We start from the raw sequence: 22,341 nt of genomic DNA on the forward strand, positions 1-22,341 counted from the left end.
GGCGCAAGAAAAACGGCGCGAGGTTGCCCCCGCGCCGTAAATATTTTTCCGAAAAGATCGACTCGATCAGTTGGTCGTATCGACGCAGGTCCCGGTGCCGGAATAGCCGCAATCGACGGTGGAGCTGGCAGTCTCGCCCGAGCCGCCGACCTCTTGGGCCATCGCGACCGACGCCTGATGCTGCTCTTCCTCGACCTTCTGCTGATCGGGGATCTGGCCCGCTTTCCACGCGGCCTCGTCCTCGTTGATCGCCACCTGATTATAGGCGGAGACCACATAGCCCGAATGCAGCTGCACGACCGGACCTTCCATCTCGAGGCTCTCGGCGCGGCTGCGCACCTTCACCGGCGTGCCCTTCGGCACTTTCGAGAACAGGTCGATGATGTCCTGATTGAACAGACGGATACAGCCAGCCGAGGTCGCACGCCCGATCGAGGACGGATCCATCGTGCCGTGGATCCGGTAATAGGTATCCCGGTTACCCTGGTAGAGATAGAGCGCACGCGCGCCCAGCGGGTTGTCCAGACCACCCGGCAGACCGTCTTTCAGCGGCCCGTAGAGGTCGGGATCTTCCTGGATCATGTTCTGCGTCGGCGTCCAGCTCGGATATTCCTGCTTGCGCTTGATCGTGGCATCCCCCGAGAAGGTCTTGCCGTCGCGACCGACTGCGACGCCGTAGCGCTCTGCCTTGCCCGGCTCGGTGATGTAGTAGAGGAAGCGCGCATAGGGATCGACGACGATCGTCCCGACAGCCTCGGGCCCGTGATAGGGCACGACCTGGCGGCGGTTGCGCTCCACCAGATATTTCGGACTGATCGCCGGGATGGTTTTCCCGTCATCTTCGCGCGCCTGATATTCGGCGGGCACGGCCTTCGTCGACTGGGTCGGTTGCGCATAGCGCTGTTCCGGCGCACTCGCGCAGGCAGCCAAGATGCCAGCCAGCCCGAAGAGCATGGCCGGGCGGATTGCGCGTTTGAGCGTCGAATAACTCGCGGTCACTTGCAATTTTCCTGTCTCTTTTTCCGGTGGGCCTTCGGCCCGGTTCCGTCATTCAAGGGGCTAGATAGGGGAAAGTTCCCTCTACTCACACTCACATGAATGTGATCGGACTCACTCCGGCAGATTCCTGCCCCCTTGATTTTCCGTCCGTGCGGGCGGAGCGTGCTGCAAAATCGCGTGACAAGAGGAGGTGCCGCGCATGAGTTTGCCGCTTTGGTTCGACCCCGAGGAGATGTTGATCGGAGGCGTCTGGCGCAAGGCCGATGCGCGCCTTTCCGTGGAATGCCCCTCGGATGGGCGCGAGATGGCGCAGATCGCCCGGGGCGGGAAGCCGGAGATCGACGCGGCGGTCGAGGCCGCACAGGCGGCGCTTGCGGGCGGTTGGGGGCAGCTGAGCGCGGCGGAGCGCGGGCGGCTCCTGCTGAAGATGTCCGGGCTCGTGCTGGCTCATGCCGAGGATCTCGCCGTGATCGAGGCGCTCGATGTCGGCAAACCGTTGACGCAGGCACGCGCCGATGTGGCGGCACTGGCGCGTTATCTGGAATTCTATGGCGGGGCCGCCGACAAGGTGATGGGCGAGACGATCCCCTATCTCAACGGCTACACCGCCTACACGCTGCGCGAGCCGCATGGCGTGACCGCGCATATCGTGCCGTGGAATTACCCGATGCAGATCATCGGGCGTTCGGTCGCAGCAGCGCTGGCAATGGGCAATGCGGCGGTCGTGAAACCTGCCGAGGAAGCCTCGCTCACCGCGCTGGCCTTCGGGCGGATCGCGCAAGAAGCGGGGATGCCAGCCGGGGCGCTCAATATCGTTCCGGGTCTGGGAGAGGAAGCCGGGGCCGCGCTCTCGGCCCATCCCGGCATCCAGCATATCTCCTTCACCGGATCGGTCGCGGTCGGCCAGCACATTCAGGCCGCCGCCGCGGCGAATGCCGTGCCGGTCACGCTGGAGCTTGGCGGCAAATCCCCGCAGCTCGTCTTCGCCGATGCCGATCTCGACCGCGCGCTGCCCTTCCTCGTGAACGCAGGCATCCAGAACGCCGGGCAGACCTGCTCGGCCTCCTCGCGCATCCTCGTGCAGCGCTCGCGCTATGACGAGGTGCTGGAGAAAATGGCCGCGCGCTATCGTGGCCTGACGGCGGGGCCCGCGCTTGGCGATCACGACCTCGGCCCGCTGATCTCGGGGCGGCAGAAAGGGATCGTCGAGGGCTATCTGGCGCTTGCCTCCGACCTCACTATCGCGGCCCAAGGCCGGATCGCCGAGGACGTCCCCGCAGGCGGCCATTACGTCGCGCCGACCCTGATCGGTGGCGGCCACAGCGCGCATCGGCTCGCGCAGGAGGAAATCTTCGGCCCGGCGCAGATCGTCATTCCCTTCGAGGACGAGGAAGAGGCCGTCGCCATCGCGAACGGCACGGACTACGGGCTCGTCGCCTCGGTCTGGTCGGAGAATGGCGGGCGGACGATGCGGCTCGCCCGTCGCCTCCGCGCAGGACAGGTCTTCCTGAACAATTACGGCGCGGGCGGAGGCGTGGAGCTTCCCTTCGGCGGCATCGGCAAATCCGGGCACGGGCGCGAGAAAGGGTTCGAGGCGCTCTACGGCTTCTCCACCCTGAAAACCGTCGCCGCCTGGCATGGCTGATCTCGGGCTTGCTAAAACATCCCGGGGGACGGTCGGAGACCGGGGGGCAGAGCCCCCTTGCACCCGATGTGTCCTGCGACAACAGTAGGCCCCGAGGAGGAGCACCGATGAGACTGGAAGGCAAAAGCGCGATCGTCACCGGCGCGGGCTCGGGCTTCGGCGCGGGGATCGCGCGCCGCTTCGCCGCCGAGGGTGCGCGGGTTCTGGTCGCAGATCTCAACGCCGAGGCCGCGCAGGCCATCGCCGACGAGATCGGCGGCGTGGCCTGCACCGTGGATGTCAGCCGCGATGCGGATGTCGCCGCAGTGGCGCAGGCGGCGCGCGAGGCGTTCGGGCAGATCGACATTCTGGTGAACAATGCCGGGACCACTCATCTGCCGAAGCCGATGGAGGAGGTGACCGAGGAGGAGTTCGACCGCGTCCTCACCGTCAACGCGAAATCGGTCTATCTGACCGCGCGCCATATCGTGCCGGGGATGAAGGCCCGCGGCGGGGGCGCGATCCTGAACGTGGCCTCCACCGCCGGCGTCAGCCCGCGGCCGAACCTGAGCTGGTACAATGCCTCGAAGGGCTGGATGATCACCGCAACCCGCGCGATGGCGGTGGAGCTTGCGCCCTCCGGGGTCCGCGTCAACGCGATCAACCCGGTCGCCGGAGAGACCCCGCTTCTGAAAAGCTTCATGGGCGAGGACACGCCGGAGATCCGCGCGAAGTTTCTCTCGACCATCCCGCTGGGGCGGTTCTCGACGCCCGAGGACATGGCGAATGCGGCGCTGTTTCTGTGCTCCGACGAGGCGAGCATGATCACCGGCGTCGCGATGGAGGTCGATGGCGGGCGCTGTATCTGAACGCAGGGCGTTGAGTTGGGGGCATTGCCCCCAAGCCCCCAGGATATTTGGACCAAGAGGAAGATGAAGGCAGGGCCGAACAATCTGATCACCGATATCGCCGGGCTGCGCGTGGGCAATGCCGAGGATGCGGGCCTGCGCTCGGGTGTGAGCGTTCTGCTGGGCGAGCGCCCCTTCACGGCGGCGGTGCAGGTGATGGGCGGCGCGCCGGGAACGCGGGAGACCGATCTTTTGGCGCCGGACAAGCTGGTGCAGGAAGTCGATGCGCTGGTGCTCTCGGGTGGCTCGGCCTTCGGGCTTGGCGCCTGCGACGGGGTGATGGCAGGGCTGCGCGCGCAAGGGCGCGGTTTCGCGGTGGGCGATCAGCGCGTGCCGATCGTGCCCGGCGCGATCCTGTTCGATCTGCTCAACGGCGGCGACAAGAGTTGGGCGGAGACACCCTATCCCGGGCTTGGGCGCGCGGCGCTCGAGGCGGCCACGGAGCGGTTCGAGATCGGCAGCGCCGGGGCGGGCTTTGGCGCGATGACCGGGACCTTCAAAGGCGGGCTCGGGTCGGCCTCGGCGGTGCTGGAGAGCGGCTTTACCGTCGGCGCGCTGGTGGCGGTGAATGCGCTCGGCTCGGTGACCGTCGGCGAGGAGCCGCATTTCTGGGCCGCGCCTTGGGAAATCGCGGGCGAGTTCGGCGGGCTGGGTCCCGCGCTTCGCCATGATCCCGCCGCCGAACCCGAACCGATGAAACGCCAGGGCGAAGCCACCACCATCGCCATCGTCGCGACCGATGCCGCGCTCACCCAAGCGCAGGCGCAGCGCATGGCCACGGCTGCCCATGACGGCATGGCGCGGGCCATCGTGCCGTCGCATACGCCGATGGATGGCGATCTGATCTTCGCTGCCGCGACCGGCGAGAAGCCCTTGGCCGATCCGCTCCGCGACCCATTCCAGCTTGGCCATGCGGCGTCTTGCGTGCTTGCCCGGGCCATCGCCCGCGCCATCTATGAAGCCAAAGAACACCACGGCGATCTGCAGCCCTGCTGGCGCAGCCGTTACGGAACATCAAAAAGCCCGGCGCATTGACCGGACGACCCATCCAGCCCTTCGGAGGACATCATGCTCGACGACAAGACCGACCTCAAATCCATCCTCAAGGATCCCTCGCTTCTGGTGACCAAGGCCCTCGTCGCGGGCGAATGGGTCGATGCCGATGACGGCACCACCTTCGACGTGACCAACCCGGCGCGGGGCGACGTGATCTGCACCGTGCCCGATCTGGGCCGTGCCGAGACCGCCCGCGCCATCGCCGCCGCCGAGGAGGCGATGAAGGACTGGGCCGCGCGCACCGGCAAGGAACGCGCGCAGATCATGCGCAAATGGTACGACCTGATGATGGAAAATCAGGACGACCTCGGCGCGATCCTGACCGCCGAGATGGGCAAGCCGCTGGCCGAAGCGAAGGGCGAGATCGCCTATGGCGCAGGCTTCATCGAGTGGTTCGGCGAAGAGGCTAAGCGGGTCTATGGCGAGACGATCCCGGGCCATCAGCGCGACAAGCGTATCACCGTGATCAAGCAGCCGATCGGGGTCGCGGCCTCGATCACGCCGTGGAACTTCCCCAACGCGATGATCGCGCGCAAGGCGGGCCCGGCGCTCGCTGTGGGCTGCGGTTTCGTCTGCCGCCCGGCCTCGGAGACGCCGCTCTCGGCGCTGGCGATGGCGGTGCTGGGCGAACGGGCGGGCCTGCCCAAAGGCATCCTCTCGGTCATCACCTCCGCGAAAGCCTCCGATATCGGCAAGGAATTCTGCGAGAACCACACCGTGCGCAAGCTGACCTTCACCGGCTCGACCGAGGTGGGCCGCATCCTGCTGCGTCAGGCGGCGGATCAGGTGATGAAATGCTCGATGGAACTGGGCGGCAACGCGCCCTTCATCGTGTTCGACGACGCCGATCTCGACGCGGCGGTCGAAGGCGCAATGGCGTCGAAATTCCGCAATAACGGTCAGACCTGCGTCTGCGCCAACCGCATCTATGTCCAGTCCGGGGTCTATGACGCCTTCGCCGAGAAGCTGGCCAAGGCCGTCAACGCCCTCAAGGTGGGCGACGGCCTCAAGGAAGGCGTCGAGGCCGGTCCGCTGATCAACGAGGACGCGGTCAAGAAGGTGCAAGAGCATATTCAGGACGTGCTCGACCATGGCGGCTCGATCGTCACCGGCGGCGAACGTCACGAAATGGGCGGCACCTTCTTTCAGCCGACCGTGCTGACCGGGGTCACGCAGGAGGCCAAGGTCTCGCATGAAGAAACCTTCGGTCCCGTAGCCCCGCTCTTCAAGTTCGAGACCGAGCAGGAGGCGATCGCCAAGGCCAATGACACGATTTTCGGCCTTGCGAGCTATTTCTACGCCCGCGACGTGGGGCGCATCACTCGCGTTCAGGAAGGTCTGGAATACGGGATCGTCGGCGTCAACACTGGCCTGATCTCGACCGAGCTCGCCCCGTTCGGCGGCGTGAAGCAGTCCGGCCTGGGCCGCGAGGGGTCGCATCACGGGATCGAGGATTATCTCGAGATGAAATATATCTGCCTGGCGGTCTGAGACCGATCCGAGGCGGAAGAACAATGCAGAGGGCGGGCCGCGTGTCCGCCCTCTCTTTCATTAACACTCTCCGCTGCTTATCTTGTCCGTGAACGAGAATGAGGGGCCGGGCTTTGGGCATTTCCGACATTGCGGACGGGATCACACGCGGGATCGAGGGCATGGGCCATTCGGTCTCGGAGGCGCTGTTCGAACCGGTGATCCGTCTCGGCGTGACGGGTCTGTCGCGCGCGGGCAAGACCGTGTTCATCACCTCGCTGGTCGCGAACCTGCTGGATCGCGGGCGGATGCCGGCGCTGGGATCGGCGTCGGATATCACCGCCGCCTATCTGCAGCCGCAGCCCGACGACACCGTGCCGCGCTTCGACTATGAGAGCCACCTCGCCGCGCTGACCGGCCCGTCGCCGCATTGGCCCGAGGGCACACGCGCCGTCTCGGAGCTGCGGCTGTCCTTCCGCATCCAGCCGCGTGGGATGCTGGGCGCGGTGCGCGGGCCGCGCGTCGTGCATCTCGACATTGTGGATTACCCCGGCGAGTGGCTGCTCGATCTCGCACTGATGGACAAAAGCTATGCCGAGTGGTCGGCGGAGGCGCTGGCGCGTCTCCCGAACCGCCCTCAAGGCGCGGAATATCTGGCGCAATCCGAGGCGACGGATGGCACGGCCGAATTCACCGAGCCGCAGGCCAAGGCGCTGGCGGCGGGCTTCACCCGATACCTCACTGAGGCGCGCGATGCTGGCTTCTCGGATTGCACGCCGGGGCGCTTCCTGCTGCCCGGCGAGATGGCCGGATCGCCCGCCCTGACCTTCGCGCCGCTGCCCGAGGGCGAGGCCCCGCGCGGCTCGCTCCGGCGCGAGATGGAGCGCCGCTACGACGCCTATAAACGCGAGGTCGTGCGCCCCTTCTTCCGCGACCATTTCGCCAAGATCGACCGACAGGTGGTGCTGGTCGACGTGCTGGGCGCGATCCATTCCGGGCCCGCCGCGCTCGACGATCTGCGCCAGGCGATGGCCGATATTCTGGCGGCCTTCCGACCGGGACGCGCAAGCTGGCTGACCTCGCTGATCGGCGGCAAGCGGGTCGAGAAAATCCTTTTCGCCGCCACCAAGGCGGATCACCTGCACCACACCCAACACGCCCGCCTGACCGCGATCACCGGCGCACTGCTGCGCGAGGCCAAGGACCGTGCCGATTTCGCGGGCGCGAAGACTCTCGCGCTGTCGATCGCGGCGCTGCGCAGCACCACGGAAGAAACCCTCTCGCATGACGGGGCGGAATTGCAGGCCGTGCGCGGGCGGCTCGAGACCGGCAAATCGGTCGCGCTCTATCCCGGCGAATTGCCCGCCGACCCGGCGCAGCTTCTCTCGCCCGCGGCGCAAGGGGCCTCCGCATGGCTCGACGAGGATTATTCGATCATGAACTTCGCCCCGGCCCCGGTGATCCTGCGACCCGGCGAAGGCCCGCCGCATATCCGGCTCGACCGCGCGGCCGATTTCCTGATCGGGGACAAGCTATGAAAAAACCGGTGATGATCGAGATCGAGGACGCGCCCTCGCCCGCCGAGGCCGCACCGATCGAGGATATGCCGAGCGCGACCGAGGAGCGGCTGGAAGGCCGCGCCATGCAGATCGCGACACGGCTGGGGGCGCGGCGCACCTCGCCCATCGTGCGGTTTTTCTGGCGCGCGAGCGTGGCGCTGGTGGGCTTCCTGATCTCCGTCGCGCTCTGGCGCTTCATCGACGGGCTGTTCGCCACCCATCCGATCCTCGGCTGGATCGGCACCGGGCTGGTCGCGGCCTTCGCGCTTGGCGCGCTGCTGATCACCGGGCGCGAGATCGCGGCCTTCTCGCGGCTGGCGCGGCTCGACAAGGTCCATAAGGAAGTCTCGGAAGCGCTGAGCGAAGATGATCTGAGCCGCGCGCGCAAGGTGACGGCCCATGTCTCGGGCCTCTATGCCGCGCGGCCCGAGATGGACTGGGCGCGCAAGCGGCTGGCCGAGCAAACGGGCGAGGTGCTCGACACCGATACGCTGATGGGACTGGCAGAGACCGAACTGATGGGACCGCTCGACGCTGCCGCCCGGCTCGAGATCGAAGCTGCCGCGCGCACCGTCGCCACCGTCACCGCTATCGTTCCATTGGCGCTGGCCGATGTCTTCACTGCGCTGACCGCGAACCTGCGGATGATCCGGCGCATCGCGGAAATCTATGGCGGGCGCTCGGGCACGCTCGGCTCGATCCGGCTGGCGCGCACGGTAATGACCCATCTCGTCGCGACCGGCGCGGTGGCGGCGGGCGACGATCTGATCGAGACGGTCACCGGCGGCCATCTGGTCTCGAAACTCTCGCGCCGCTTCGGCGAAGGCGTGATCAACGGCGCGCTGACCGCCCGCGTCGGCATCGCCGCGCTGGAAGTCTGCCGTCCGATGCCCTTCCGCAAGCTGCAAAAGCCCCGCGTGACCAATCTGATCGGCCGGTCTCTGACGGGCGTGTTCGGGAAGAAAGAGGACTGAGCCTCTTCCTCTTGGCAGAAGTATCCCGGCGGGCTCCGAAGGAGCGGGGGCAGAGCCCCCTCGCCTATTTCAGCTTCGGAATCCCGCCCGGAAGCGTCTCACGCTCGACCACGCCCTGCCGCAGGCTCATGCCGATGCGATGGGCGAGCGCCGACCAACCCGCCGCCTGTTCGGGCGACAGTTCCTCGATCAGCACCTTGTCGAATTCCGCGAGCCAGGTTGAAAACATTCCCGGGCGCACATTGCCTGCCGCGCGGTGGACCTGCATGGGCGAGCCATCATAGCCCGGTTTGCGCAGGATCGCGTTCTTCCAGAACCGCGCGACCTTGTCCTCATGGGTGGGCCAGTCGGTGACATGCACCGCAAAGACCGGACCGAGCATCGCGTGGCTGCGCACGCGCTCGTAGAAGCGCGCCACGACGCGGTCGATCTCCGCCTCGGTGATCTCGAAACGTGCCAAGGGGTCAGCCATCGCCAAAGAGGTCCGTCTGCGGGGTGGCGGGTTTCGGTGCCTCGAGCCCCAGATGCCGCCACGCCCTTGCGCCCAGCATCCGCCCGCGCGGGGTGCGGCTGATCAGACCCTGTTGCAGCAGGTAAGGCTCGATGACTTCTTCGATCGCGTCGCGGCTTTCTGACAGCGCGGCGGAAAGCGTCTCCACCCCCACCGGGCCACCGCCGTAATGATCGGCCATCAGCATCATGTAGCGCCGGTCCGCGCCGTCGAGTCCGAGATTGTCGACACCGAGCCGCGTCAGCGCGCGGTCCGCGATCTCGCGAGTCAGCCGCCCGTCGCCTTCGACCAGCGCGAAATCGACGACGCGGCGGAGCAAACGTCCGGCGATGCGCGGGGTGCCCCGGGCGCGCTTGGCGATCTCGCGGGTGCCCGCGGGGTCGGACGGGATACCCAGCAGCCGCGACCCCCGCGTCACGATCAGGTCCAGCTCGTCCTCGGTGTAGAATTGCAGCCGTGTCGGGATGCCGAAGCGGTCGCGCAGCGGCGTCGTCAGCAGGCCGAGCCGCGTGGTCGCGCCGACCAGCGTGAAGGGCTGCAACTCGATCCGCACAGTGCGCGCGGCAGGCCCCTCGCCGATCACCAGATCGAGCTCGAAATCCTCCATCGCGGGATAGAGCACTTCCTCCACCGCCGGGTTCATCCGGTGGATCTCGTCGATGAAGAGCACGTCGCGCGCTTCGAGATTGGTCAGGATCGCGGCCAGATCGCCCGCCTTGGCCAGAACCGGCCCCGAGGTCATCTTGAAATTCACGCCCAACTCGCGCGCCATGATCTGCGCGAGCGTCGTCTTGCCCAGACCGGGCGGGCCATGAAACAGCGTGTGATCCATCGCCTGGCTGCGCATCTTGGCGCTTTCGATGAAGACGCGCAGATTGGCGCGGGCTTCGGCCTGGCCCGTAAATTCCTCCAGCGCCTGTGGTCGCAGGGCGCGGTCGGCGTCTTCGGGCAGGCGGTCGGGCCGCAGGGTGGGATCGGGTTCGCTCATCGTCATTTACTGTCGCGCCTTTGGCGGAGGGGAGCAAGCGGGGCGCTGCCCCGCACCCCGGGATATTTATCCCAAGAGGAAGAGGTCAATCCTTCGGGGCCAGGAGCCTTAGCGCCGCGCGGATCAGCGTGGCCGTGTCGGTGACCTCCGGGTCGTCATTGGCCTGCGCGACGGCACCGGCCGCGTCGGACGGCGCATAACCGAGATTGGTGAGCGCGGAGATCGCCTCGGCGGTGAAGTTCACCTTGGGCGTGGCGGCCGGGGCGGATTTCTTTGCCGGCTTCTTGGCGGGCGCGTCCTCGATCACCTCGGGGGTGGCATCAACGGTGAACTCCGCCCCCATCGCCATGACGGTCGGAGCTTTCTCCTTCAGCTCCAGCACGACGCGTTGGGCAAGCTTCGGGCCGACGCCGGGGGCGGATTTCACCGCCGACCAGTCGCCCAGCGCGATCGCGCGACCCAGCCCCTCCGCGCCGAGCGTGCCGAGGATCGCGAGCGAGGCTTTCGCGCCGATCCCCTGTACCGAAGTCAGCAGCCGGTGCCATTCCTTCTCCAGTAGCGTCGGGAAACCGAAGAGTTGCAGCAGATCCTCGCGCACCAGCAGATCGGTATAGAGCGCGCAGGCCTCGCCCACGGGCGGTAGCGATTGCGCGGTGCGCTGGCTGACATGGACGACATAGCCCACGCCGCGCACGTCGATCATGACGTGGTCGAGCGCGCGGTGAATGATGACGCCTGCAATGCGACCGATCATGCGCGCCTCCGTTGGGTTGTGCCCAAGGCATCGCGGGAGAGTTGCGCCGCGTTCATCCGGGCCGCCGATTGCAGATGGAAAGCGTGGCAGATCGCAATGGCGAGCGCATCGGCGGCATCCGCACCTTCGAACTGCACGCCGGGCAGTTGATGACGCACCATGTGCTGCACCTGCGTCTTGTCGGCATGGCCGACGCCGACGACGGTTTTCTTGATCGCGTTGGGGGCGTATTCGCCGACCTCGAGCCCGGCCTGCGCCGGGGCCAAAAGCGCAATGCCGCGCGCCTGCCCAAGTTTCAGCGTCGCCACCGCGTCCTTGTTGACGAAGGTCTGCTCCACCGCGGCCGCTTCAGGCATGTGGGTCGCGATGACCGCGCTCAGCCCTTCGTGCAGCACCAGCAGGCGCTTTGCCAAATCCTTACCTTCGGAATGGAGAATCCCGTTCGCGACGTGCCTGAGTCGCGATCCGTCCATCTCGATCACGCCCCATCCGAGATTGCGTAACCCCGGATCGATCCCGATCACCCGCATTTGCCCTGCCTCGTTCTTGTGTTGTTTCGCAAGAACTAGCACGAAAAGGGAACATCGGCCAGAGGGGATGCAAAAACCGGCCTCATATCACATGCGATTCCTGCATGGCGGGGCTGCCAAAACTGAGATTGTTTTCGCACCCTGCCAGTCTTATCTGCGCTTCAGAAGATGTAATGCCCGAAACTTGAGCAGTTTGTGAACGAAGGATCCTCCCCATGGCTTCGATGGATATCAACACCCGCATGAGCCGCAGCGCCCGACCGAGCGTCTTTACCTCGCTGATCGCAGCCCTGCACGACTGGAACGACGCACGCGTCACCCGCAAGGCTCTGATGAAGCTCAGCGACCGCGCGCTGGACGATATCGGCCTGACCCGTCTCGACGTGGCGCGCCTGCGCTAACGCGACCGACAAGTCATGCGAAAAGGGCTGCCCCGGCAACGGCGCAGCCCTTTCTTTATGGCTTAATGGCTTCGGTGCTCAGCCGAAATACGGCGCGAGCAGCCCGGCGATCTTGCGGGTGATGGGGTCGGCATGCATGATCCAGGCCCCCACCCTTTCGAATTGCGACCCACCCGCGAGGCTTGCGACACGCGCCTCGTAGCTCTCCTGGCCCACCTGCGCGAGCATCGCGCCCTTCACCAGCAAAATACCGGCAAAGATCAGCGCCACACCGCGCAGCGGAATACTGCGGCGCGATTTCGGGCGCATGGAATCAAAATAGCTGCGCCCCAAGGCACCGGACGCCTCGAATGCACCGCCTGCTTGATGGATCTGGTCGATCCGATGCAGGCGCTTCTCAAAAGACTCTATTTGTGGATCGCGCATGGCAAACCCCGTTAACTGCGATGCCCCCAAAGGCAATTTCTCAGGTCAGGGTAAAGCAATCCTTACGGCAATCAGAGCGGATTTGTGGCGGATTAGGCGCGCTGCATGGCCAATGTCGTCCATTCGCCGAATTCCTTACGCGAATGGGAAACAAAGCCCTGTGCCTGATAGGCGACGACCACTTCTTCGGCCTGTTCGTTGAGGATGCCGCTCAGGATCACGAAGCCCGATTCGGCGCAGTTGCGGCCCATTTCGGGGGCGAGCGCGACGAGCGGGCCTTTGAGGATATTGGCGAAGATCAGATCGAAGGGCGCGGCCTCTTTCAGGCGCGGATCGCCGAAGCCGGCGGCCTCGATGCAGATCACACGGCCCTCAAGATCGTTCACCGCGACATTCGCCGCCGCCGTCTCTACAGCGACCGGATCGATATCGGAGGCCAGAACCGGCTCGGGCCAGAGCTTCGCTGCCGCCATCGCCAGAACGGCGGTGCCGCAGCCGATATCGGCGACGTTATGGAAGGTGTGACCCTCGTTCGCCAGATCGTCGAGCGCGGTCAGGCAGCCGGAGGTGGTCCCGTGATGGCCCGTCCCGAAGGCCATCGCCGCATCGATCCGCAGCGCGATCGTATCGGCGGGGATCTTGTCCTCGTCATGGCTGCCATAGAGGAAGAAGCGGCCCGCGCGCACCGGGGCCAGTTCGCGGCGCACATGGGCGACCCAATCGGTTTCCGGGATTTCCGAGACGACGAAAGGCTGCGCCCCATGCGAGATCGCCAGCAGGTCCAGCGCCACATCGTCTGGGGCATCGAGGAAATAGCCCGAAACCTCGTAGCGGCCCGACCCGTCCTCGATCTCGAACACGCCGGTACCGTAGGGGCCGGGATCGAGCTCTTCGAGACGTTCGGACAGCGCCTCGGCGGCCTCGCGATCGGCCAGCGTGGTAAAGGCGGTGAAGGTGGTCATGGGCGCGCTCCTCGGGATGGTTGCGCCCGGGCTTAGGGCCGCGGGCGCGAGCCGTCAAGCGGCGCGCACATGCATCAGATCACGCGTTCAGCCCGATCGGGCAGGTCACGCCGGTGCCGCCGATGCCGCAATAGCCGCCGGGGTTCTTCTCCAGATATTGCTGGTGATAATCCTCGGCATAGTAGAAGGGCGGCGCGTCGATGATCTCGGTCGTGATCGTGCCATAGCCCGCCGCATTCAGGCGCTCGGCATAGGCGTCGCGCGAGCCTTCGGCGGCCTCTTTCTGCGCATCCGTGTAGGTGTAGATGCCCGAACGATACTGCGTGCCGCGGTCATTGCCCTGACGCATCCCTTGGGTCGGGTCGTGACCCTCCCAGAAGACGCGCAGCAGGTCTTCGTAGCTGACCTTGGCAGGGTCGTAGATCACGCGGACGACCTCGTTATGGCCGGTCATGCCGGTGCAGACCTCGCGATAGGTCGGGTTGGGCGTGGGGCCGCCCGCATAGCCGACCATGGTCAGCCAGACGCCGTCGGTGTTCCAGAACATGCGCTCGACGCCCCAGAAGCAGCCCATGCCGAACATCGCCTCTTCCATGCCCTCGGGCACGGGCGAGCGCAGGTCACGGCCCCAGAGGAAATGCGGCTCTGCCAGAGGCATCGCTTCAGCGCGGCCCGGCAGGGCTTCGGCCTTGGTGGGAATGGTGGCGGGTTTTCCGAACAGCATGGTAAATCTCCCTTTCGCGCCCCTATCAGATAGGCGCGGAGCGGCGGAATTTCCAGTTCACGCGGGCGTCACGCCGGAACCGGACCGAGGCCTTGCAGTACCGTCTCGTAGCCTTTCGAAGGGTGACGCGGCACCAGCAGCGCGAGCCCCAGCGAGATCACCGCCATCGAGGCCGCCAGCCCGAAGACCGCGCCGGGCGAGACCATCCAGAGGTAGCCCAGCGTCACCGGCAGGAAGACAGCCGCGATATGGTTGATCGTGAAGGCGACGGCGGCAGTGGGCGCGATATCCTCGGGGTCGCAGATTTTCTGGAAATAGGTCTTCTGCGCGAAGGCCAGCGCGAACAGCAGGTGATCGACCACATAGAGCGCGCAGGCCAGCCAGATGCCCCAGCCGAACCAGTAGATGCCGCCATAGGCGAGGAACAGCAGCGTCAGCCCGACATATTCGAAGATCAGCGCCCGGCGCTCGCCGAAGCGATGCACAAAACGGCCCATTGCAGGCGCAGCGGCCATGTTGACCGCGAAATTGATCAGGAAGAGCGCGGTGATCTCATCCACCCGCAGCCCGAAGCGCTCGACCATCATGAAGGCGGCGAAGACCACGAAGATCTGCCGCCGCGCGCCCGCCATGAAGGTGATGGCGTAATAGAGCCAATAGCGGCGACGCAGCACGAACTTCTTCGATTGCGGCTCGCGCGTGTGGAACTGCGGATAGATCAGCGCAGCCGCCGCCATCATCACCATCGTCGCGATCCCGGCGGTGGCGTAGACGAATTCGTAGCTGAGGTTGAACGTCTTCCAGGTCAGCACCAGCACCGCGTAGGCCGCGAGCGAGGCACCCGAGCCGATGGCCACGATCTTGCCCAAGGTCTGCGGCGCCTTGGCCTTGTCGATCCACTGCAATTGCAGCGACTGGTTCACCGTCTGGAAATAGTGAAACCCGATCGAGGACAGTAGCGTCACGATGATCAGCCCGGCAAAGCTCGGGAACAGCGCGGTCACCGCCGTCGCCCCGCCCAGAAGCAGCAGCGACAGAATGGCCAGCGTCTGCTCGCGCATCACCCAGAGCACAACGATCACCCCGATCGCGAGGAAGCCCGGCACTTCGCGGAAGCTCTGCAGCCAGCCGATATCGACGCCGTCGAAATTCACCACGTCGATGACGAAGTTGTTCAGCAGCGCCGACCAGGTGGCGAAGGAGATCGGCATGGCGGTGGCCATGACGTAGAGCAGCGCCTCGGGTCTGCGCCAGCGCGGCAGCTCGTGGGCCTCGTCGAGAGGGACGGATCGGAACTTCATCATGCCTTCCTTAGACGCGACGGCAGCGCCTGCGGCAAGTCTGCAAAAGGTGCAACCTGACTCAGATCAATGTGCGTTTCTGCGGTTTCTGGCAGAACCCCTGCGCGAACGGGAGATCGTATCATGGACATCATCGCACTCATCGAGCGGATCGGCGAAGGCCCCACGGCGGCGCTTTTCGGGGTGATCACCGGGCTTATCTTCGGCGTGGCCGCGCAGAAATCCAACTTCTGCCTGCGGGCCGCCACGGTGGAATTCGCGCGCGGCAAGCTGGGCGGCAAGGTCGCGGTGTGGTTCCTGACCTTCTCGACCGCGCTCGTCTGGGTGCAGGGCGCGCAGCTTCTGGACCTGTTCCGGCAGGGCGACAGCCGGATGATGTCGGTGCCCGGCTCGTGGTCGGGCGCGATCATCGGCGGGCTGATCTTCGGCGTCGGGATGGTGCTGTCGCGCGGCTGTTCGGGACGGCTTCTCGTGCTGGCGGCGACGGGCAACCTGCGCTCGGTCGTCTCGGGGCTGATCTTCGCGGTGACCGCCACGATGAGCCTCAAGGGCATCCTTGCGCCGCTGCGTGACCGGCTCGCCAGCCTCTGGATCACCGGCGCGCAGAACGTGAATATCCTCGACGCGCTCCACCTGCCCAACTGGACCGGGTTGGCTATCGGCATCGTCTTCGCCATCGCGGGCATGTATCTGGCCAAGCGCAATGAGATCGGCGTGAAGACGTGGATCTTCGCCTCCGGTGTCGGCTTCGCCGTCGCTGTGGGCTGGGTGCTGACCTTCACGCTAAGCCAGGTCGCCTTCGACCCGGTGCCGGTGAATTCCGTCACCTTCTCGGGCCCCTCTGCCAATACGCTGATGTTCTTCCTCGACCGCAACTCGGTGCTGGAATTCGACGTGGGACTTGTGCCGGGCGTGGTTCTGGGCGCTTTCCTGAACTCGCTTTTCTCGCGCCAGTTCGCATGGCAGGGCTTCGACTCGATGCCGGTGATGCGGCGCTCGATGATCGGGGCGATCTTCATGGGCTTCGGTGCGATGCTTGCAGGCGGCTGCGCCATCGGCAACGGCGTGACGGGCACCTCGGTTCTGGCAGGCACCGCATGGCTGGCGCTGTTCTGCATGTGGATCGGCGCGATGGTGACCGACTTCCTGCTCGACCAACGCACGATGACGCCCGCCACCGCTTGCTGAACGGGCCTTCGTCGCGCGCCTAGGCCAGTTCCTGCCGGTTCGCTGAAACCTGCGCGAATCCTTACCTAACGTCACCCATTAGAAAGCGTTACGAATTCAGCATAAGGCGCCTTCGGAATGCGGGTGATCGCGACCTCTTGGCTCTGCGATTCGTCGACACCGCAACCGCATCACGAAAAACGCAGAAGAAAATCGTGTTTGGCGGAAATCGTGATCGCAACCGTGTCATATGACACTGGGCGAAATGGGTTTCTTCGGGGCATAGGTGGAATTATGAGAGCCTGCGCATGAATACCTCTATGCCCCCTCCGCTGACCGGTGAAGAACGGTCCAGACTCGCCGATCCGGCGCGCCTTCGGGCGTTGCGCGAGACCGGTCTTTTGGAGAGTGCGCCTGCGGAAATCTTCGAGCGCGCGACACGGCTCGCCACGCGGGTGACCGGAGTGCCTGTCTCGTTGGTTTCCATGGTCGATGAGAACCGGCAGGTCTTCGTGGCGCAAACCGGGCTGGACGCCACTGCCCCCTCGGAGACGCCGCTCAGCCATTCCTTCTGCCGCTATGTCGTGGAATCCGATGCGCCGCTGAACGTGCCCGATGCGCGCGAGGACACGGTGCTGCGCGACAATGGTGCCGTGCGCGATCTGGGTGTGACCGCCTATCTCGGGGTGCCGCTGCGCACGATCGACGGGCAGCCGCTGGGTGCGTTCTGCCTGATCGACCGGGAAGCGCGGCAGTGGACCGAGGAAGAATACGAGGCGCTGTCCGACATCGCCGCCGGGGTCGAGGCGGAAATCCGTCTTCGGCGCCAGATCAACGTCGCCCATCGTGAGGAAAACCGGTTCCGCGCCGTTCTCGACCAGATGCCGATCGGCGTCGGTGTGGCCGAGCTGGGCACCGGTCGGCTTATCGACCTGAATGCCACCGCGATCGAGATGTTCGGCGTGACGGACGGCGACGTGACCAAGCAGCTCGCCTTCGACGCTTACACGCCAGAAGGGCGCAAGCTCAGCCTGAGCGAGTTTCCGATCGTGCGCGCGGCGCGCAACGAAGAGACGATCAGCCATATGGAATTGCGCTGCGTGCGCCATGACGGGCCGGAACGCAATCTGCTGGTCTCGGCGCAGCGGGTCGAAAGCGAACCGCCCGTGGCCGTGGCAACCGCGCTCGACATTTCCGATCTGAACGCGGCGCGCGAACATGCGGCCGAAGTCGACCGGCGGCTCGCGCATTTTCACGAAATCACCTTCGACGCGATTGTCGAACTCGATAGCGAAGACAAAATCCGGTTCGCCAATTCGGTCATGCGCGCCCGCATCCGCGACTCGGTCGGAGCCGAGGCGGAAGCACAGGCGGTCGGGCGGTCGCTTTGGGAGACCGCGCCCCATCTGATCGGAAGCAATTTCGAAAAAGCTCTGGAAGAGGCTCGCCGCACAGGTGTCCCGACGGTCACCGATCAGGACGGGCGAGACGGCCGCATTCTGGAGGCACGCCTTTACCCCGAGCACGGCGCGATCCTCGCCTATCTCCGCGACGTGACCGAGGAGCGGCAGATCGCGAAAGCGCGCGACACGCTGACACGCGAGCTCAACCACCGGGTCAAGAACGCCTTCGCGATGATGTCGGGGCTGGTCGGCATGACCGCGCGCCATGCGACGACGCCGGAGGAAATGGCGCGGGGCCTGCGCGAGCGGATCGGTGCGCTGGCCCGCGCCCATGAGCTGATCAATCCGACCGCCACGCCCGAGCGCGATTTCCGCGGCATGGTCGAGTTGCGCGAATTGTTGCTGGGCGTGCTTTCGCCCTACACCAATCTCGACGATCCGCGCCTGATCCTCAGCGGTCCTCCTGTCGCGCTGAACCATGCGGGGTCGACCAACCTCGCGCTGGTGATCCACGAATTGGCGACTAACGCCGTGAAATATGGGGCGCTTTCGCATGATGCGGGGCTTCTGGAACTGACCTGGCGCGACACGTCCGGGCAGCTCGAACTCGACTGGCGAGAAAGCGGCCATCCCGAAGAACTGGTGCAACCAAGCAACAGCGGCTTCGGATCCAAGCTCATCGACCTGACCATTCAGGGCCAATTGCGGGGAACCTATGGAACCGAATGGGTTCCCGACGGGTTCCAAGCTCGCATGACCGTGCCAATGGACCTGATAAAAGGGTAGTGTAGCCCATGTTACAGAGCAGTATGACTTGCCTCGAGGGCAGCAATGTCCTCGTGGTCGAAGATGAATTATTCATTGCCTACGACATCGCCTTCTCGGTCGAGGAGGCGGGCGGTCAGGTTGCCGGGCCCTTCGCGACCTTGGCGCGCGCGCGTGCCGCGCTGTCCGACGGCTCGATGAACGTCGATGGCGCGATCCTCGACATGAACCTGCTCGACGGATCGGCAGAAGCCCTGATCGTTGAGCTGTGGAAACGCGAAGTGCCCTTGGTGGTGAACACGGCCGAGCCGCTGCCGCTCGCCTTCCAGTCGATCATGCCGGAAATTCCCGTCTTCTCGAAGCCTACGAACCCGTGGGAACTGGCCGAGGCGCTGGGACGCCAGATGCGCAACTGAGCTTGCGCGCGGCGCCTTTGAGATCCCCTGCCCGCTTTACAGCGGCATTCCATAGTCCTTGGCGATCGCCCAGATCTCGGCATTGATCGCCTGCATTTCGGCAAGCGCGGCTTCCAACTCGGCAAGCGTCGCGCTGTCCAGAACGCTTTCCTCTCCAATCCTCAGACTGGTCTTGCGATCCGCGATCCGCATCTGGATTGCGCGCACCGGCCCTCCGCCCTCGTCGAAGGCGTAGAGGCAATGGTTGAAGTGATTACGCAGCCCCGAGACTTTCTTCATCCGCGCGGACACCGCCAGCACCCGTTCGCAGGCCTTCGGCGCGCAGGGGCAGTCGTCGCGCTTGGCCAGCCGGTCCACCAGATCGAGCCGCGCCCGCGTCGTGTTCAGCGTCAGATGGATGATCGTCGCGACGCCCTTGTCGGTCCCGGCGAGCCCCGCGATCAGATGGATCAGCAGGCTCTCGGTATTGGTCCACGCGTAGTTGATGCGCCCGATCTGCATCAGGAACTGATCGAAATCGGGCGGGCGCATCTCCGTCGGCGTGGGCGGGTCCTTAGGCACTTCGGTTTCGGTGATACCAGATCGCCGCCTCGGTGCGGTTGGTGACGCCGAGCTTCCCGATGATGCGGTGGATATGCAGCTTCACCGTATGTTCGGACAGGTTCAGCTGCCCCGCGATGATCTTGTTCGGCTGCCCCGAGGCGAGCATCTCGAGCACCTCGGTTTCGCGCGGCGTCAGCCCCGATACGTCGATCGCATGCGACGCGTTGGCTGCAGCCGATCCGTTCAGCGCCGAGATCGGTGGATCTGCCGGACGGCAGCGCAGAAGCGCGGGCGGGATATAGTGCCCCCCCGAGACGATCATCCGCAGGATCAAGAGCCACGTCGTCAGATTGACGTTCATCGGCAGCAGACTGATGTGATGGGACAGGATCGCAGCGCTATGGCGCGTCATCAGATCTTGCGCATAAGCCTCGTCTTCAATCGCGACGATCAGCTTCACACGCGACAGAAGCGGCTCACGTCGTTCGGCCAGCGCGATAAGACCATCGGCGTGATCCTCATCCACGATCAACGAACACAGAGCGCCGTGATCCTCGATCCAACCGTCGGACCGCAATGCCTCGAGCAACGTTTCGAAATCATCCAGACGCAGACATGTCGCCGGTGCCACCTCGGCATCGACGGTTCTCAATACGGTATCGGAAAAAATCTGCGACGCGCCCAGAAAACAGATCGCAGCATCCTGTTTGCGGCAAGACGGCATTACACGTTTCCCCGCGGGTTCACTCTTATACAACGCATTCATGGCGGCCCCCTCCTCCTACCCTGAACTCAATATGCGGACGATTAACCCCACGTCATACCGCCCGCATCAACCATATCACGGACCAGTGAGATCAGCGTTACCCGAAGTGTTTACCCGATGGTAAGGATTCTCTTACGTAACGTAATCTTACTCGAATCGGCGCGCGAGTGGTGGGATTTCTGCGCTGCGGCACTTACTGGCGCGCTCAAGTGGTAGCGCGCATTAGCTTCGCCACTAGACCTTGTCCCAATTTCTGCATTTGCAACGGCTTCGTGAAAATCACCGCAATCCTCCGGGATTCCGCAGGTCTCTGCGTGCGGAATTTTGGAAAATGGATGCGTTTCAGCCGGTTAATCAGACGACCCGACCGGCTAGACCCATTTGCTAGCTAGGTCCACCGGATCACGGAGCGCAGGATGTCGGTGTCGCAGCTGGGGGCTGTGACTCGTCTGTTTCCACACTCCGCCCGGAAAGGGTGACCCACCTGCGAATCGCTCGATTCGGGGATCGGGATCGGGGTGCCGAGCGGTTGGGGAAGCGGACATTCACCGGGGCGAAAGCCCTTAATCACGAAGGTCCGACCATATCCGTTTTAGACAGAGTGACGGATCCCGGACCGATCAACTGGGAGTGAATATCAATGCCTGGAAAGAAAAATCACCACGCCGATCCGTCCATGCAGGTGCAGGGGCAGGGTCAGTTCGAAGCGCAGGGCCAGGGCCAGGCGCAGGCTGAAATGCAGGGTCAGGGTCAGGGCCAGGGCCAGTATCAGCACTCGACCACCGAGAATAGCAGCGACTCCGGCTCGATGTCGGGTTCGGGCGCTGGCAGCCTTGCGGGTTCGGGCGCGATGTCGGGTGCCGGTGCCGGTGCGCTTGCGGGCTCCGGCTCGAACAGCGATTCCGGCTCGCATAGCGGTTCGCATGCAGGGGCTGGCGCTCATAGCTCCAGCGACAACACGAACATGAACGGCAATGGCAACCTCAACGCCAATGCGAACCTCAATGCGAACCTGACCGCTGTCGATGTTCAGGTCGGTCTGAACCTCGACGGCTACGAGCCGTCCGATGACGACTTTGCCGATTTCGATCTGAGCGGCTCGTCGAGCATCGGCGATGTTCTGATGGCCGATGGCAACATGAACTACGCCTATGATCCCGGCGATGACATGAACTTTACCGACGTGCTCAACGGCGCGGGTAACGACAACATGCTCATCAATGCTCAGTCGAACAGCCTGAACGACAACGATACGCTGAGCAATCCGAGCGTTTCCAACCACTCGAGTTTCGCGGTCGACGCTACGATCAAGGACAATTCGGCAGAGGCGGATGACGGGATCGATGCAGCCTCCGAAGGCGGCAACGGTGCCGAAGATGTCGGCTCGACCGGTGGCGCTGCACTTGCCGGTGGCGGTATCGCCCTGTCGGGCGGCGGCGTGTCGATCGCGGCCTCGGACACCGAGGGTGAAGGCGATGACGGCGGTGACGGCGGCGCAGGCTTCGGTCTCGGCGTCGGGCTGGGTGTGGGCGCCTCGGGTGCCGCAGCGCAAGACGGCGGCGCCGGTGCGATCGCTGGCGGCGGCGACACGGGCAGCCTGGACATCCTTCCGATCATTTCGCCGGAACTGGCGACGGGCGGCGATGCCGGTGCGATGGAGTTCGGCGGCGCGACCGCAGGCTCGATGGGCGTCGGCCATGGTATGGGCCTCGGCGCCGGTGAAGGCGGCAACGGCGGTGCTGGCGGCGACGGCTACGGCTGGTCCTCGACCGGTTCGCACGCCTCGGGCGGCGGTTCCTGGGCGACGGGCGGCTATGCTGGCGGCGGTAACGGCGGTGGCGACGTCACCGCAGGCGGCGGCGGCAATGGCGGCAGCCTCGGCAACTGGGGTTCGGGCAATGGCGATGATGGTATCGTCACCGGCCAGTCCTACGCCGATGCGAGCGGTGCAATCGACACCACCGCGTTCAACCAGTCGATCGTGATGGGTGCGAACATCCTCGGCAACGCCGTGGATACCACCGTGGTCGGTGGCTCGCTGTCCTCGACCTATATCGGCGACGACGACACCACGGCCTAAGAGCTCAAGCGGCG

Annotated in this window: 22 protein-coding genes; 11 read left to right on the forward strand and 11 right to left on the reverse strand. The window is 65.0% G+C overall.

What is annotated here, in order from left to right:
- Positions 1–66: 66 nt before the first annotated feature.
- The gene (locus BMI85_RS17350; RefSeq protein WP_341853193.1) at positions 67–999 is read right to left on the reverse strand and encodes a L,D-transpeptidase; all 933 of its coding nucleotides are present in this window, start codon (positions 997–999) and stop codon (positions 67–69) included.
- Positions 1,000–1,198: 199 nt separating this feature from the next.
- Between BMI85_RS17350 and BMI85_RS17355 the strand changes: the two genes are divergently transcribed.
- From BMI85_RS17355 to BMI85_RS17380, 6 genes are all read left to right on the forward strand, one after another.
- Entirely contained in the window at positions 1,199–2,644 is a 1,446-nt protein-coding gene (locus BMI85_RS17355; protein ID WP_078602158.1) for an aldehyde dehydrogenase family protein, read from the forward strand.
- Between the two features lie 107 nt (positions 2,645–2,751).
- Positions 2,752–3,492 (forward strand): SDR family oxidoreductase, encoded by a 741-nt coding sequence (locus BMI85_RS17360; protein WP_078602159.1) that lies wholly within the window; start codon positions 2,752–2,754, stop codon positions 3,490–3,492.
- 63 nt (positions 3,493–3,555) lie between these two features.
- Positions 3,556–4,566, forward strand: coding sequence for a P1 family peptidase (locus tag BMI85_RS17365; RefSeq protein ID WP_078602160.1), 1,011 nt, complete (start codon positions 3,556–3,558; stop codon positions 4,564–4,566).
- 33 nt (positions 4,567–4,599) lie between these two features.
- Positions 4,600–6,078: an NAD-dependent succinate-semialdehyde dehydrogenase gene (locus BMI85_RS17370; RefSeq protein WP_078602161.1), complete on the forward strand. Its 1,479-nt coding sequence runs from the start codon at positions 4,600–4,602 to the stop codon at positions 6,076–6,078.
- Between the two features lie 113 nt (positions 6,079–6,191).
- Positions 6,192–7,595 carry a YcjX family protein gene (locus tag BMI85_RS21690; protein ID WP_246832586.1) on the forward strand — a complete coding sequence of 468 codons (1,404 nt, stop codon included), beginning with the start codon at positions 6,192–6,194 and terminating at the stop codon, positions 7,593–7,595.
- On the forward strand, positions 7,592–8,590 hold the full coding sequence (locus BMI85_RS17380; protein ID WP_246832587.1) for a TIGR01620 family protein: 999 nt from the start codon (positions 7,592–7,594) through the stop codon (positions 8,588–8,590). Before BMI85_RS21690 ends, BMI85_RS17380 begins: the two co-directional genes overlap by 4 nt.
- Positions 8,591–8,654: 64 nt before the next feature.
- Here the strand turns inward: BMI85_RS17380 and BMI85_RS17385 are convergent, their stop codons facing one another.
- The 4 genes from BMI85_RS17385 to ruvC all read right to left on the reverse strand — a co-directional run bounded on the left by BMI85_RS17385 (position 8,655) and on the right by ruvC (position 11,373).
- Positions 8,655–9,062, reverse strand: a complete 408-nt coding sequence (locus BMI85_RS17385; RefSeq protein WP_078602163.1) for a group III truncated hemoglobin — start codon at positions 9,060–9,062, stop codon at positions 8,655–8,657.
- On the reverse strand, positions 9,055–10,089 hold the full coding sequence (gene ruvB / locus BMI85_RS17390; RefSeq protein WP_078522132.1) for a Holliday junction branch migration DNA helicase RuvB: 1,035 nt from the start codon (positions 10,087–10,089) through the stop codon (positions 9,055–9,057). Before ruvB ends, BMI85_RS17385 begins: the two co-directional genes overlap by 8 nt.
- Before the next feature lie 85 nt (positions 10,090–10,174).
- Complete coding sequence (gene ruvA, locus BMI85_RS17395) at positions 10,175–10,843, reverse strand: Holliday junction branch migration protein RuvA (RefSeq protein WP_078602164.1); 669 nt, start codon at positions 10,841–10,843, stop codon at positions 10,175–10,177.
- Positions 10,840–11,373, reverse strand: coding sequence for a crossover junction endodeoxyribonuclease RuvC (gene ruvC / locus BMI85_RS17400; protein ID WP_078522066.1), 534 nt, complete (start codon positions 11,371–11,373; stop codon positions 10,840–10,842). The genes ruvA and ruvC overlap by 4 nt, the downstream gene beginning before the upstream one ends.
- 215 nt (positions 11,374–11,588) lie before the next feature.
- Here ruvC and BMI85_RS17405 point away from each other — a divergent pair, with 215 nt between their 5' ends.
- Complete coding sequence (locus BMI85_RS17405) at positions 11,589–11,774, forward strand: DUF1127 domain-containing protein (RefSeq protein WP_078522067.1); 186 nt, start codon at positions 11,589–11,591, stop codon at positions 11,772–11,774.
- 78 nt (positions 11,775–11,852) lie between these two features.
- Here the strand turns inward: BMI85_RS17405 and BMI85_RS17410 are convergent, their stop codons facing one another.
- The 4 genes from BMI85_RS17410 to BMI85_RS17425 all read right to left on the reverse strand — a co-directional run bounded on the left by BMI85_RS17410 (position 11,853) and on the right by BMI85_RS17425 (position 15,187).
- Positions 11,853–12,200 carry a hypothetical protein gene (locus tag BMI85_RS17410; RefSeq protein WP_078522068.1) on the reverse strand — a complete coding sequence of 116 codons (348 nt, stop codon included), beginning with the start codon at positions 12,198–12,200 and terminating at the stop codon, positions 11,853–11,855.
- A gap of 92 nt (positions 12,201–12,292) precedes the next feature.
- Positions 12,293–13,162, reverse strand: coding sequence for a 50S ribosomal protein L11 methyltransferase (locus BMI85_RS17415; RefSeq protein WP_078602165.1), 870 nt, complete (start codon positions 13,160–13,162; stop codon positions 12,293–12,295).
- 79 nt (positions 13,163–13,241) lie between these two features.
- Positions 13,242–13,886 carry a peptide-methionine (S)-S-oxide reductase MsrA gene (gene msrA, locus BMI85_RS17420; RefSeq protein ID WP_078602166.1) on the reverse strand — a complete coding sequence of 215 codons (645 nt, stop codon included), beginning with the start codon at positions 13,884–13,886 and terminating at the stop codon, positions 13,242–13,244.
- Positions 13,887–13,954: 68 nt separating this feature from the next.
- Positions 13,955–15,187 carry an MFS transporter gene (locus tag BMI85_RS17425; RefSeq protein WP_078602167.1) on the reverse strand — a complete coding sequence of 411 codons (1,233 nt, stop codon included), beginning with the start codon at positions 15,185–15,187 and terminating at the stop codon, positions 13,955–13,957.
- A gap of 123 nt (positions 15,188–15,310) precedes the next feature.
- On the opposite strand from BMI85_RS17425, the gene BMI85_RS17430 reads away from it, so the two are divergent.
- From BMI85_RS17430 to BMI85_RS17440, 3 genes are all read left to right on the forward strand, one after another.
- Positions 15,311–16,375, forward strand: coding sequence for a YeeE/YedE family protein (locus BMI85_RS17430; RefSeq protein ID WP_078602168.1), 1,065 nt, complete (start codon positions 15,311–15,313; stop codon positions 16,373–16,375).
- Positions 16,376–16,674: 299 nt separating this feature from the next.
- Positions 16,675–18,543, forward strand: a complete 1,869-nt coding sequence (locus BMI85_RS17435) for a GAF domain-containing protein (RefSeq protein ID WP_210402374.1) — start codon at positions 16,675–16,677, stop codon at positions 18,541–18,543.
- An 8-nt stretch (positions 18,544–18,551) separates the two neighbouring features.
- Positions 18,552–18,938, forward strand: a complete 387-nt coding sequence (locus BMI85_RS17440; RefSeq protein WP_134330188.1) for a response regulator — start codon at positions 18,552–18,554, stop codon at positions 18,936–18,938.
- A 36-nt stretch (positions 18,939–18,974) separates the two neighbouring features.
- Here BMI85_RS17440 and BMI85_RS17445 read toward each other — a convergent pair whose 3' ends face one another.
- Positions 18,975–19,499 (reverse strand): hypothetical protein, encoded by a 525-nt coding sequence (locus BMI85_RS17445; protein ID WP_246832588.1) that lies wholly within the window; start codon positions 19,497–19,499, stop codon positions 18,975–18,977.
- The gene (locus BMI85_RS21695; RefSeq protein WP_246832589.1) at positions 19,492–20,133 is read right to left on the reverse strand and encodes a response regulator transcription factor; all 642 of its coding nucleotides are present in this window, start codon (positions 20,131–20,133) and stop codon (positions 19,492–19,494) included. Before BMI85_RS21695 ends, BMI85_RS17445 begins: the two co-directional genes overlap by 8 nt.
- Before the next feature lie 754 nt (positions 20,134–20,887).
- Here BMI85_RS21695 and BMI85_RS17455 point away from each other — a divergent pair.
- Entirely contained in the window at positions 20,888–22,327 is a 1,440-nt protein-coding gene (locus BMI85_RS17455; protein ID WP_078602171.1) for a hypothetical protein, read from the forward strand.
- Positions 22,328–22,341 lie beyond the last annotated feature (14 nt).

Origin of the sequence: Thioclava sp. DLFJ4-1 (genome assembly GCF_002020145.1) — a bacterium.
Classification (GTDB): Bacteria; Pseudomonadota; Alphaproteobacteria; order Rhodobacterales; family Rhodobacteraceae; genus Thioclava; species Thioclava sediminum.

Excerpts from the sequence above, each read along its gene's own strand:
- BMI85_RS17435 (WP_210402374.1), top strand. The coding sequence starts at position 16,675 with ATGCCCCCTCCGCTGACCGGTGAAGAACGGTCCAGACTCGCCGATCCG.
- ruvB (WP_078522132.1), bottom strand. The coding sequence starts at position 10,089 with ATGAGCGAACCCGATCCCACCCTGCGGCCCGACCGCCTGCCCGAAGAC.
- ruvC (WP_078522066.1), bottom strand. The coding sequence starts at position 11,373 with ATGCGGGTGATCGGGATCGATCCGGGGTTACGCAATCTCGGATGGGGC.
- BMI85_RS17410 (WP_078522068.1), bottom strand. The coding sequence starts at position 12,200 with ATGCGCGATCCACAAATAGAGTCTTTTGAGAAGCGCCTGCATCGGATC.
- BMI85_RS17415 (WP_078602165.1), bottom strand. The coding sequence starts at position 13,162 with ATGACCACCTTCACCGCCTTTACCACGCTGGCCGATCGCGAGGCCGCC.
- BMI85_RS17355 (WP_078602158.1), top strand. The coding sequence starts at position 1,199 with ATGAGTTTGCCGCTTTGGTTCGACCCCGAGGAGATGTTGATCGGAGGC.
- BMI85_RS17405 (WP_078522067.1), top strand. The coding sequence starts at position 11,589 with ATGGCTTCGATGGATATCAACACCCGCATGAGCCGCAGCGCCCGACCG.
- BMI85_RS17440 (WP_134330188.1), top strand. The coding sequence starts at position 18,552 with ATGTTACAGAGCAGTATGACTTGCCTCGAGGGCAGCAATGTCCTCGTG.
- BMI85_RS17385 (WP_078602163.1), bottom strand. The coding sequence starts at position 9,062 with ATGGCTGACCCCTTGGCACGTTTCGAGATCACCGAGGCGGAGATCGAC.
- BMI85_RS17430 (WP_078602168.1), top strand. The coding sequence starts at position 15,311 with ATGGACATCATCGCACTCATCGAGCGGATCGGCGAAGGCCCCACGGCG.
- ruvA (WP_078602164.1), bottom strand. The coding sequence starts at position 10,843 with ATGATCGGTCGCATTGCAGGCGTCATCATTCACCGCGCGCTCGACCAC.
- msrA (WP_078602166.1), bottom strand. The coding sequence starts at position 13,886 with ATGCTGTTCGGAAAACCCGCCACCATTCCCACCAAGGCCGAAGCCCTG.
- BMI85_RS17360 (WP_078602159.1), top strand. The coding sequence starts at position 2,752 with ATGAGACTGGAAGGCAAAAGCGCGATCGTCACCGGCGCGGGCTCGGGC.
- BMI85_RS17370 (WP_078602161.1), top strand. The coding sequence starts at position 4,600 with ATGCTCGACGACAAGACCGACCTCAAATCCATCCTCAAGGATCCCTCG.
- BMI85_RS17425 (WP_078602167.1), bottom strand. The coding sequence starts at position 15,187 with ATGAAGTTCCGATCCGTCCCTCTCGACGAGGCCCACGAGCTGCCGCGC.
- BMI85_RS17380 (WP_246832587.1), top strand. The coding sequence starts at position 7,592 with ATGAAAAAACCGGTGATGATCGAGATCGAGGACGCGCCCTCGCCCGCC.
- BMI85_RS17455 (WP_078602171.1), top strand. The coding sequence starts at position 20,888 with ATGCCTGGAAAGAAAAATCACCACGCCGATCCGTCCATGCAGGTGCAG.
- BMI85_RS17365 (WP_078602160.1), top strand. The coding sequence starts at position 3,556 with ATGAAGGCAGGGCCGAACAATCTGATCACCGATATCGCCGGGCTGCGC.